This window comes from Vibrio sp. 2017_1457_13 (genome assembly GCF_030851525.1).
GTDB classification, from domain to species: Bacteria; Pseudomonadota; Gammaproteobacteria; order Enterobacterales; family Vibrionaceae; genus Vibrio; species Vibrio metschnikovii.
On sequence record NZ_VHTA01000007.1, the window covers coordinates 144,342 to 156,127 of the forward strand.

The 11,786-nt window shown below is 45.7% G+C and carries 11 protein-coding genes; 10 read left to right on the plus strand and 1 reads right to left on the minus strand.

Annotation, left to right across the window (positions count from 1 at the left end; genetic code table 11):
* The first annotated feature begins 1 nt into the window (after position 1).
* From miaB to lnt, 5 genes are all read left to right on the plus strand, one after another.
* Positions 2–1,426, plus strand: coding sequence for a tRNA (N6-isopentenyl adenosine(37)-C2)-methylthiotransferase MiaB (miaB, locus tag FKN88_RS11665; RefSeq protein WP_154168748.1), 1,425 nt, complete (start codon positions 2–4; stop codon positions 1,424–1,426).
* Positions 1,427–1,542: 116 nt separating this feature from the next.
* The gene (locus tag FKN88_RS11670; protein WP_154168750.1) at positions 1,543–2,628 is read left to right on the plus strand and encodes a PhoH family protein; all 1,086 of its coding nucleotides are present in this window, start codon (positions 1,543–1,545) and stop codon (positions 2,626–2,628) included.
* Between the two features lie 2 nt (positions 2,629–2,630).
* Complete coding sequence (gene ybeY, locus FKN88_RS11675) at positions 2,631–3,095, plus strand: rRNA maturation RNase YbeY (RefSeq protein WP_154168752.1); 465 nt, start codon at positions 2,631–2,633, stop codon at positions 3,093–3,095.
* A gap of 149 nt (positions 3,096–3,244) precedes the next feature.
* A complete protein-coding gene (gene corC, locus FKN88_RS11680; protein ID WP_004395717.1) occupies positions 3,245–4,144 on the plus strand; it encodes a CNNM family magnesium/cobalt transport protein CorC in 900 nt (299 codons plus the stop codon).
* Positions 4,145–4,304: 160 nt separating this feature from the next.
* Complete coding sequence (lnt, locus tag FKN88_RS11685) at positions 4,305–5,816, plus strand: apolipoprotein N-acyltransferase (protein ID WP_154168754.1); 1,512 nt, start codon at positions 4,305–4,307, stop codon at positions 5,814–5,816.
* 72 nt (positions 5,817–5,888) lie between these two features.
* On the opposite strand, the gene FKN88_RS11690 is transcribed toward lnt, so the two are convergent.
* Positions 5,889–6,359 carry a zinc ribbon-containing protein gene (locus FKN88_RS11690; RefSeq protein WP_186460621.1) on the minus strand — a complete coding sequence of 157 codons (471 nt, stop codon included), beginning with the start codon at positions 6,357–6,359 and terminating at the stop codon, positions 5,889–5,891.
* Positions 6,360–6,480: 121 nt separating this feature from the next.
* On the opposite strand from FKN88_RS11690, the gene leuS reads away from it, so the two are divergent.
* The 5 genes from leuS (at position 6,481) to rlmH (ending at position 11,783) form a co-directional block, all read left to right on the plus strand.
* Positions 6,481–9,057, plus strand: a complete 2,577-nt coding sequence (gene leuS / locus FKN88_RS11695; protein WP_158144963.1) for a leucine--tRNA ligase — start codon at positions 6,481–6,483, stop codon at positions 9,055–9,057.
* A gap of 222 nt (positions 9,058–9,279) precedes the next feature.
* Entirely contained in the window at positions 9,280–9,873 is a 594-nt protein-coding gene (gene lptE / locus FKN88_RS11700; RefSeq protein ID WP_154168758.1) for an LPS assembly lipoprotein LptE, read from the plus strand.
* 8 nt (positions 9,874–9,881) lie between these two features.
* Entirely contained in the window at positions 9,882–10,907 is a 1,026-nt protein-coding gene (holA, locus tag FKN88_RS11705) for a DNA polymerase III subunit delta (protein ID WP_154168760.1), read from the plus strand.
* Between the two features lie 46 nt (positions 10,908–10,953).
* Positions 10,954–11,310, plus strand: a complete 357-nt coding sequence (gene rsfS, locus FKN88_RS11710) for a ribosome silencing factor (RefSeq protein WP_372447417.1) — start codon at positions 10,954–10,956, stop codon at positions 11,308–11,310.
* Between the two features lie 2 nt (positions 11,311–11,312).
* Positions 11,313–11,783 (plus strand): 23S rRNA (pseudouridine(1915)-N(3))-methyltransferase RlmH, encoded by a 471-nt coding sequence (gene rlmH, locus FKN88_RS11715; protein WP_040904558.1) that lies wholly within the window; start codon positions 11,313–11,315, stop codon positions 11,781–11,783.
* Positions 11,784–11,786: the final 3 nt, after the last annotated feature.

The window sequence follows — 11,786 nt, forward strand, 5'->3', positions numbered from 1 at the left end:
GATGAGTAAGAAACTGCTAATTAAAACCTGGGGCTGTCAGATGAACGAATACGATTCATCGAAAATGGCCGATTTGCTCAACGCGGCAAATGGTTATGAGCTAACTGAAGAGCCAGAGGAAGCAGACGTACTTCTACTTAATACCTGTTCAATCCGGGAAAAAGCCCAAGAGAAGGTCTTCCATCAACTCGGGCGTTGGAAAAATCTTAAAGACAAAAAACCAGGTGTCGTGATTGGTGTGGGCGGCTGTGTAGCAACCCAAGAAGGCGATCATATTCGTGAGCGTGCCCCGTTTGTTGATGTGATTTTTGGCCCACAAACCTTGCACCGCTTGCCTGAAATGATCAAGCAATCACAATCGACTGATGCACCAGTGATGGATATCTCTTTCCCTGAAATCGAGAAATTCGATCGCTTACCTGAACCTAAAGCAGAAGGCCCTACCGCTTTTGTCTCCATCATGGAAGGCTGCTCAAAATATTGTACTTACTGCGTCGTACCTTATACGCGTGGTGAGGAAGTGAGCCGTCCAATGGATGATGTGTTATATGAAATAGCACAATTGGCCGATCAAGGCGTGCGTGAAGTCAACCTACTAGGGCAAAACGTCAATGCTTATCGTGGACCAATGCACGATGGGACCATCTGCTCATTTGCTGAACTATTACGTTTAGTAGCTTCAATCGATGGTATTGACCGTATTCGCTTTACGACCAGTCACCCGCTAGAATTTACTGATGACATCATCGCGGTATACGAAGATACGCCGGAGCTAGTGAGCTTCCTGCATCTTCCAGTACAAAGTGGCAGTGATCGCATCTTAACCATGATGAAGCGCCCACACACGGCGATCGAATATAAATCGATCATCCGTAAGCTGCGTAAAGCTCGTCCGGACATTCAAATCAGCTCTGACTTTATTGTTGGTTTCCCAGGCGAATCGGATAATGATTTCCAAGCTACAATGAAACTGATCAGAGACGTTGATTTTGATATGAGCTTTAGCTTTATTTTCTCACCTCGCCCGGGTACGCCAGCCGCCGATTATCCTTGTGATGTATCGGAAGAGACGAAAAAAGAGCGCCTATATGAACTTCAGCAACAAATTAATAGCCAAGCGATGCGCTATTCTCGTTTGATGCTTGATACTGAACAGCGTATTTTAGTCGAAGGTCCATCAAAGAAAAACTTGATGGAACTGCGCGGACGCACTGAGAATAACCGTGTCGTCAACTTTGAAGGCTCACCCGATCTGATTGGTCAATTCGTTGATGTGAAGATTGTTGATGTCTTCTCCAACTCCCTACGTGGTGAACTGATCCGTACTGAGTCGGAAATGAACCTACGCGTTGTTATTTCACCTTCACAAATGATGGCAAAAACGCGCCGAGAAGATGCCTTAGGCGTTGCTTCTTTCACGCCATAATATGGGGTAAGTCCCCTCATAATGATGTGTGAGGAAGATTGACGCTTTTGGTCACAACATTCCATGAGTAGCCGGTCAACATCGGCTACTTATTCATGATTTATTGAGAGGCCAATTTGAGCAATAAAATCGTTACTTTAGAGATCACTCTCGAACCTTCCGACAACCGCCGCTTAGCCAGCTTATGCGGTCCTTTTGATGATAATATTAAACATATTGAGCGTCGCCTCGGTGTCGAAATCAACCACCGTAGCAATTTCTTTACCATTGTCGGCAAGCCTCATACTGCCGCAGCCGCCTTAGAAATCATCAAAACGTTATATGTAGACACTGCCCCTTTGCAAGGCAATATTGCCGATATTGAGCCAGAGCGTATTCATCTTGCGATTAAAGAAGCAGGCGTACTCGAACAAAATCACGACTCTGCCATCGCTTATGGTAAAGAAGTGTTCATTAAAACCAAAAAAGGCGTGATTAAACCGCGGACACCAAACCAAGCTCAGTATTTAGTGAATATGGTCACCCATGACATTACCTTTGGGATTGGTCCAGCGGGTACGGGAAAAACCTATTTGGCGGTTGCCGCCGCAGTTGATGCCCTAGAACGACAAGAAGTGCGACGCATCCTTCTCACCCGTCCAGCGGTAGAAGCGGGGGAAAAACTGGGCTTTTTACCCGGTGATTTAAGTCAAAAAGTTGATCCCTACTTACGTCCACTCTATGACGCTCTGTTTGAAATGCTCGGTTTTGAACGCGTTGAAAAACTCATTGAGCGTAATGTTATCGAAGTCGCGCCACTGGCTTACATGCGTGGACGCACGCTAAATGATGCATTCATCATCCTTGATGAAAGCCAGAACACCACCGTGGAACAGATGAAAATGTTCCTGACCCGCATCGGTTTTAACTCACGCGCAGTGATCACCGGTGACGTAACACAAATAGATTTACCCCGTGGTGCTCGCTCTGGACTACGCCATGCGATTGAAGTACTCAATGAGGTTGATGAAATTAGCTTCAACTTTTTCTTAGCTGACGATGTGGTTCGTCACCCAGTCGTTGCTCGCATCGTTAATGCTTATGAAAAATGGGAAGCTGAAGATCAAAAACAACGTAAAATCAATGAGCAACGTCGTCGTGAAGAACGTGAACACACGAATATGACGCCAGCAGCAACATCGAACATCGAGGAATCTCATTAGTGATGTCTATCGAATTAGACTTACAAATTGCCGTTGAAGATGAGCAAGGTCTCCCTAGCTTTGATGATTTTTTAACGTGGTTTAGCGCCGCAGTAACCCCTTTTCAATCTCAAGCCGAAGTCACCATTCGTATTGTTGATCAAGCGGAGAGTCATCAGCTAAATTTAAACTACCGTGGCAAAGATAAACCGACAAATGTGCTATCTTTTCCATTTGAAGCCCCAGCGGAAATTGAGCTGGATCTACTGGGTGATTTAGTCATTTGTCGACAAGTCGTTGAGCAAGAAGCGCTTGAACAAGAGAAATCTTTGATGGCTCATTGGGCGCATATGGTTGTACATGGCACTCTTCATCTGCTAGGTTATGACCATATTGATGATCAAGACGCGGACGAGATGGAAGCCCTTGAGACAGAAATCATGCAAAACATGGGCTTTGATGACCCATATTTAGCGGAGAAAAACTAAGCCAATACGCCCCATTAACTCAGCGCTGTAGGTTAACCATTGTTATTAAGGTAACAACCACTGCACCGCTTGGTTAGTCGGGAACCGATTGCGTATAAGCTTACATGTGAGCTATCACACATCTGATAGCGTTACCAATAAGAGAAATAATGAACGACGATAACTCGCCCTATTCGACCGAAGGAAAAAAAGAAAAATCTGAAGGTCCGAGTAGAAAGTCCTTCTTTGAACGCCTAGGTCAACTGTTTCAAACGGATCCTAAAGACCGTCAAGACTTGGTTGATGTGATCAGAGACTCAGAAATCAATGACCTTATCGATCACGACACACGCGACATGCTTGAAGGCGTGATGGAAATTGCGGAGATGAGAGTACGGGATATCATGATCCCCCGCTCACAGATGGTGACCGTTGAACGCACCCATGATATGGATACGCTGATTGCGATCATTACCGATGCTCAACACTCCCGCTATCCTGTTATCAGTGAAGATAAAGACCATGTCGAAGGCATACTTCTTGCGAAGGACTTACTCAAATACTTAGGCTCAAGCAGCGCCCCATTTAATATCGAAGAAGTCATTCGACCTGCCGTGGTGGTCCCTGAGAGTAAACGCGTTGATCGCCTATTAAAAGAGTTCCGTGAGGAACGTTATCATATGGCGATTGTCGTAGATGAGTTTGGCGGTGTATCCGGCCTAGTCACGATTGAAGATATTCTCGAAGAAATTGTCGGAGATATCGAGGATGAATTCGATGATGAAGAGCAACTGGATATTCGTAAATTAAGTAAACATACCTACGCCGTGAAAGCGTTAACGACCATAGAATCGTTTAACGAAACGTTTGGTACTTCGTTTAGCGATGAAGAAGTCGATACGGTTGGCGGTTTGGTGATGACGGCCTTTGGCCATTTACCTTCTCGTGGAGAGGTGATTGATATCGGCGGCTATAACTTTAAAGTCACTGCCGCTGACAGTCGAAGAGTCGTCCAACTGCAAGTCACCATCCCTGATTTACAAGCCCTTCCAGAGACTATGGAAGAGTAGCTGGTTATCGAGAACCGCCAGTCACAGTGATTATCGAATCACTACCATTGAACCTTGACGCGAATCATCAACATAACGCTGACGATTCGCGTCAAACTTAAAGGTAACGATGCTGACTCAGGCTATCTCTGCCCGAATCACTTAATGAGAGCATGACTGGATGAAAGATGTTATTTCACGCCGCTTACAGCCTATCTTGGCTGTTTTTTTTGGCGCGCTGACCACATTAGCCTTTGCCCCTTATCAAATCTGGCCGATCGCCATTCTCAGCCCTTTGGCTTTATTGCTACTTATTGAGAAGAAAACGCCCAAACAAGCGGCACTGCTCGGTTATAGCTGGGGACTTGGCCAATTTGGTGTTGGGATCAGTTGGGTATACGTCAGTATTGATACTTTCGGAGGCATGCCGAAAATTGCTGGCTTGCTGCTGATGTTGTTACTTGTTGCCTATCTCGCCCTGTATAACGGCCTATTTGCTTGGACTCTTAATCGTTTTTTCTCAACCACTCATTGGTCACGTTTTCTCTTCGCCGTTCCCGCCCTGTGGCTGATCAGTGATTGGTTACGCGGCTGGGTAATGACCGGATTCCCCTGGCTATGGCTTGGCTATAGCCAGATCGACGGACCGTTGGCCTCTTTCGCTCCTCTGGCGGGTGTTGAGCTATTAACATTATTACTGATGCTCTGTGCTGGTTCATGCGCTTATGCTTGGCAAAACAAAGCTTGGCGCTACTTACTGCTGCCTATCAGTATTTTCATCATCGGTTTCGCACTTCGTTCGGTTCAATGGGTGATACCGCAACCAGAACGAGCCACTAGCGTAGCGATTATCCAAGGTAATGTGGAACAATCTTTAAAATGGCACCCCAACCAACGCTGGCCAACTATCATGAAATATACCGATCTGAGCCGTGAAAACTGGAATGCCGATATTATTATTTGGCCAGAGGCCGCCATCCCTGCTTTTGAAGTAGAAATTGGGTCATTTCTCAGCAATTTAGATTCAGCCGCACGAATGAACCAGAGCGCGGTCATCACCGGTATCTTAAATCATGATCAACAGGGGCATTATTTTAATAGTATTTTAGCGTTAGGTGAGACGGAACATGCAGAGTATCGCTACGATGTGAAGCAACGCTATCATAAACATCACTTGTTACCGTTTGGTGAGTTTGTACCCTTTGAAGCGTGGCTAAGACCACTGGCACCCTTGTTTAATCTACCGATGTCTTCGTTTAGTCGGGGAGATTATATTCAACCGAATATCATCGCTAAAGGATTCGCCTTCGCCCCCGCACTGTGTTACGAAATCATCTTTAATGAACAACTTCGTGTCAATGTCACCGAACAAACCGATTTTTTGCTGACCTTATCGAATGACGCTTGGTTTGGTCACTCGATTGGCCCATTACAGCACATGGAAATTGCCCGTATGCGCGCCTTAGAACTTGGTAAGCCTCTGATTCGTTCAACAAATAACGGAGTCACCGCGATCACCGATCATTATGGCCGAATCACGCATCAAATCCCGCAATTCGAAACGGCAGTGTTAAGAGCCGAGATCATTCCGACTCGCGGACAGACGCCCTATCATCGACTAGGGAGCTGGCCACTCTATTTATGGGCTATTGCTAGCCTTACCATAGGGCTGGTCAGGATTCGCCGATCTTAAATCGGTAATAACACTCGATCTATCCTCAAGCGCCATCCATATCGCGCTTGGGGTTCGACCTCTTGATTTTTGCTAAGGCTGCAAAGGCTGACGGCTAAATAATTTGTGGCCGCAGCGCAGACAAGGGACAATTTCTGTTGGGTGATTGTACTCAACCTTATGATTGCAACTTTCGCAAACTAAGATCCCCAAGCCAATCATTTCCCCTGCTTGATAAACACCTTGGTGCTCAAGATCTTGAAATAGCTCCACCCACTCCACTTTAGTTTTATCCGTAATATCCAGCAGCCCTTGCCAGATAGAATTGGCAATCATTAAATAAAATGGCCCAGCTTTACTCTGCTCATACTGTTCAGAAAAAGCTTTTAAATCAGCTTTAACATAAGCTGAAATGAGGGCTAATTCATCTTGAGTCAAGTCATTCGCCGCTGCCACAACCTTACCCGATGTGTCTAAAATATGTTCTAACTCTTCTGGGCTTTGTTTCAACGTTTCGAGCACTTCTTCTACTAACGCCTCATAACCTGCTTTCTGTTTTCGCATAAGTCACCTCGTTCAGTCGGATTGGCTATTGTTGTGCTGTGCTGCTTTAGGTATTCTATGTTGATCTATTAGTACCTGTTCGAACCGAACTCACAAATTCCAAGATAACCGGATGTCATCGATGCAAGATCAATATAACCCGCAAGATATTGAACAGAAAGTTCAACAGCACTGGGACAACAATAAAACCTTTGTTGTAAGTGAAGACCCAAATAAAGAAAAATTCTACTGTCTTTCGATGTTTCCTTATCCAAGCGGTCGACTGCACATGGGCCACGTACGTAACTACACGATTGGTGACGTCGTTTCTCGCTTCCAACGTTTACAAGGTAAAAACGTCATGCAACCGATTGGTTGGGATGCGTTTGGCTTACCGGCCGAGAATGCTGCAGTTAAAAATAAAACAGCGCCAGCACCATGGACTTACGAAAATATCCAATACATGAAAAACCAGCTCAAATTACTGGGCTTTGGTTATGACTGGAGCCGTGAATTCGCTACCTGCCGTCCTGAATACTACCGTTGGGAACAAGAGTTTTTCACCAAACTGTACGAAAAAGGGTTGGTTTATAAGAAAACCTCCTCAGTAAACTGGTGTCCTAATGACCAGACCGTACTCGCTAACGAACAAGTGGAAGATGGCTGCTGCTGGCGTTGTGATACGCCTGTTGAGCAAAAAGAGATCCCACAGTGGTTTATTAAGATCACCGCTTACGCGCAAGAATTGCTTGATGATTTAGATAACCTTGACGGCTGGCCAGAAATGGTTAAAACCATGCAACGCAATTGGATCGGCCGCTCTGAAGGGGTAGAACTGAGCTTCCAAGTTAAAGATCAGGCGCAAGATCTTGAAGTCTATACCACTCGCCCAGACACGCTGATGGGGGTTACCTATGTAGGTATTGCTGCCGCGCACCCGCTCGCGGTTCAAGCCGCTGCCAATAATCCGCAACTGGCGGCCTTTATTGAAGAGTGTAAAAACACCAAAGTTGCCGAAGCCGAACTCGCGACGATGGAGAAAAAAGGCATGGCGACGGGCCTGACGGCTATTCATCCTTTAAATGGCCGAGAAGTGCCTATCTATGTCGCGAACTTCGTGCTAATGCACTACGGGACTGGCGCGGTAATGGCCGTTCCTGCACACGACCAACGCGATTACGAATTTGCCACCAAATACGGCTTAGATATCATCCCTGTGATTAAGCCTGAAGATGGCAGCGAGTTAGATATCAGCCAGCAAGCTTATACAGAAAAAGGCGTACTGTTTGATTCTGGTGAATTCGATGGCCTAACTTTCCAGGCGGCTTTTGATGCCATTTCAGCAAAACTCGAAGCGCTAGGTAAAGGTAAAAAGACCGTTAACTTCCGTCTACGTGACTGGGGTGTTTCTCGTCAGCGCTACTGGGGTGCCCCCATCCCAATGGTCACCACTGAAGATGGTCAAGTTCATCCCGTTCCTGCCGATCAATTACCAGTGATCCTGCCTGAAGATGTCACTATGGATGGTGTAACCAGTCCGATTAAAGCCGATAAAACATGGGCTGAAACGACATTTAATGGTCAACCTGCACTACGTGAAACCGATACTTTTGATACCTTTATGGAATCGTCTTGGTATTACGCACGTTACTGCTCACCACAAGCAGACGATATTTTAGACCCAGCTAAAGCCAACTACTGGCTACCGGTTGATCAATATATCGGTGGTATTGAACACGCTTGTATGCATCTGCTCTACTCACGCTTTTTCCATAAACTATTGCGTGATGCTGGTTATGTCACCTCCGACGAGCCATTCAAACAATTGCTTTGCCAAGGCATGGTATTAGCTGACGCTTTCTATCATAGCAATGAGAAAGGCACTAAAGAGTGGATTTCTCCTACCGACGTTAAAGTGGAACGTGATGGGAAAGGTCGCATTATATCAGCGGTTGATCATCAAGGTCGTCAAGTTGAACACTCAGGCATGATCAAAATGTCTAAGTCAAAAAATAACGGTATTGACCCACAAGAGATGGTTGATAAATACGGTGCGGATACAGTACGTTTATTTATGATGTTCGCTTCGCCTGCCGATATGACATTGGAGTGGCAAGAGTCTGGTGTTGAAGGAGCGAACCGCTTCCTAAGACGGGTATGGAAGCTCGTCGCTGAACATACCGCTAAAGGCGCTGCGGTTGCAGTACAAAGCGATACCTTAAATGCCGACCAAAAAGCGCTGCGTCGCGATGTGCATAAAACCATTGCTAAAGTGACTGATGATATTGCTCGTCGTCAAACCTTTAACACGGCGATTGCTGCGATCATGGAGCTGATGAATAAACTCACTAAAGCGCCACAAGAGTCTGAACAAGACCGAGCTATTTTGGATGAAGCGGCAAAAGCCATCACCTTAATGCTTTACCCTATCGCGCCACACATCTGTTTTGAAATGTGGCAAGCACTCGGCGAAGCCGATATTGACCAAGCGACGTGGCCGACTTACGACGAAACCGCATTAGTTGAAGATCAGAAACTGGTTGTCTTGCAAGTGAATGGTAAATTACGTGGTAAATTGACTGTTGCCGCTGACGCAACGAAAGAGCAGGTTGAAGCGCTTGGCCTACAAGATGAAAACGTACAGAAATTTACTGATGGTTTAACCATTCGTAAAGTCATTTATGTACCGGGCAAACTGCTCAACATCGTGGCGAACTAATCGCTAAGCTGACTGTCTGTATAGCCAAGCAACGTTAAGTTATCAGCTCATAGTCTGTGGTGGTCATCGATATAAAAACCGATCGAATGACCACCTTATTAGACCGAGCCACAACTTTTCGTTATCAGCACATAAACAGGGCTTACGCCCTGTTTACTTATCTCAGTTTATCGAATGCGGTAAGCTAAGATAAGTAAACTCACTGACGAGAACGAATACCCCATGCGTTTTATATTGCCTGTAACAACTCGACCTTTGTTGATTATTTTGTTGATCGCTTCAACTTTTATCGCTGGCTGCGGCTTCCATTTACGTGGAGACTATGACATTCCAGAAGAGTTAAGCATGATGTCTCTGACCAGTAACGATCAATACAGCACCTTAACACGGCTGGTCAAAGGTCAACTGCGCATGAACGAGATCCAACTCGTTGAACCTGCAAGTAATATAGCTAATTTGCATCTCAATGGTGAAAGTTTGAGTGAGCGAACCTTATCGCTGTATCAAAATACTCGCGCCGCCGAAAAAGAGCTGACCTTTAATACTTCTTATCGCGTCACTATACCAGAGGTTGGTACAAGAACGTTTTCCACCAGCGTGACTCGCAGTTACTTAGATAACCCACTGACTGCGTTAGCAAAATCTGCTGAACGAGAAATGATCGTCGATGAAATGCGTAAACTCGCGGCCAGCCAAATTATTCGCCAAATGGCACGCCTAAAGGCCAGCATTCCTAATGGGAGTTTTGAAGAGACTGACTCTAACGTCCAAACTCAATCTGAGCTTGATAACTCAAATACCATTAATATGTTATAGGGTTAACCATGCGATTGTACGCCGACAAACTCAGCGAAACCCTCAACCGCTCGCTCTCTGCTGTCTATTTAATCTTGGGTAATGAACCCTTATTGATTCAAGAATCACGTTTAGCGATTGAACGCAAAGCGCGAGAGCAAGGATTTACTGAAAAATACCGCTTTAATGCCGATGCGTCCCTCAATTGGAACGAGGTGTATGATTGTTGCCAATCCATGAGCCTCTTTTCTCAACGCCAGATCGTAGAAATAGAAGTCGCAGAGAATGGCTTTAACGCAGCATTAGGTAAAGAGCTCGCCAGCTTAACAGCAACGCTGAGTCCTGATGTTTTACTGGTGGTCATCGGTGGAAAACTGGCTAAAGCGCAAGAAAATACCGCATGGTTTAAAACATTAAGTGCACAGGCTTGCTGGGTTAACTGCTTAACGCCTGAACTTTCTCGTTTACCTCAGTTCGTGGCGGCTCGCTGCCGAGCTCTAGGTTTAAAGCCAGATAACGAAGCGATTCAAATGCTCGCTCAATGGCATGAAGGCAATCTACTGGCTTTGGTACAAAGCCTAGAAAAATTAGTGCTCCTTTATCCTGATGGGCAATTAACATTATTACGTTTAGAAGAGTCGCTCAGTCGTCACAACCAGTTTACCGCTTTTCACTGGATCGATGCCTTACTCGAAGGTAAGGCCAACCGAGCGCAACGTATTTTGCGCCAACTGGCTGCCGAGGACACTGAAGTCATTATCTTAATCCGCACCGTACAAAAAGAACTGTTTCAATTGTTGCAGATGCGACAGGCCATAGAGACACAAGCGATAGGTAACGTTTTTAATCAATACCGGATTTGGCAAACCAAACGGCCACTTTACTCTGCCGCTCTACAGCGATTATCCGTGCCGCAACTTCGTCATCTACTGCAACTACTTGCTCAGTGTGAATTATTGGCTAAGACTCAATATAGCCAACCCATTTGGCCACTGATGCAGCAACTGAGCTTGCAATGCTGCCTACCGCAAACAAACGTCGCTTTACCGACTTAAAAGCGTGTTATACTACGGCGCTTTTTTAGCAGCAGAATAACCTTTGATGACCATCATCAACGAACCATACTATGAGGATTCACCATTGCAGCAACAACAACTTACCCATTTCCTTGCTGATAAAGCCGATGACATGAAAGCCGTTAATATCGTTACCCTTGATGTCCAAGGTAAATCAAGTGTGACCGACTACATGGTGATTTGTACTGGCACCTCAAAACGCCATGTGGCCTCGATTGCCGATCATATTGCCAACGAGGTAAAGAAAATTGGCTTAGAGCCTCTCGGTATGGATGGCGAGAAAGAAGGTGAATGGGTCGTATTAGATATGGGGTCGACGATGCTTCATGTCATGCAAGAAGAGCATCGCGCTTTATATCAATTAGAAAAACTCTGGGGCTAAGTGTGAAGATTCAACTGATCGCCGTCGGCACCAAAATGCCGAAATGGGTTGAAGAGGGCTTTCAAGAGTACCGTCGACGCTTTCCTCATGATTTACCATTGGAATTAGTCGAAATAGCGGCGGGTAAACGTGGAAAAAATGCTGACATTGCACGTATTTTACAAAAAGAAGGCGAAGCCATGCTCGCCGCCGTACCCAAGGGAAATCGAATTGTTACGCTCGATATCCCCGGAAAACCTTGGAATACTGAGCAGTTGGCAGAGCAATTAGAAAGTTGGAAACTCGATGCACGAGATGTGTCCATTCTCATTGGTGGACCAGAAGGGCTGGCACCAAGCTGCAAGGCGGCCGCTGAGCAAAGCTGGTCATTATCACCCTTAACTCTGCCCCATCCACTGGTGCGTGTGGTTATGGCTGAAAGTCTCTATCGAGCATGGAGTATCACGGCCAATCATCCTTACCATCGAGAGTAATGA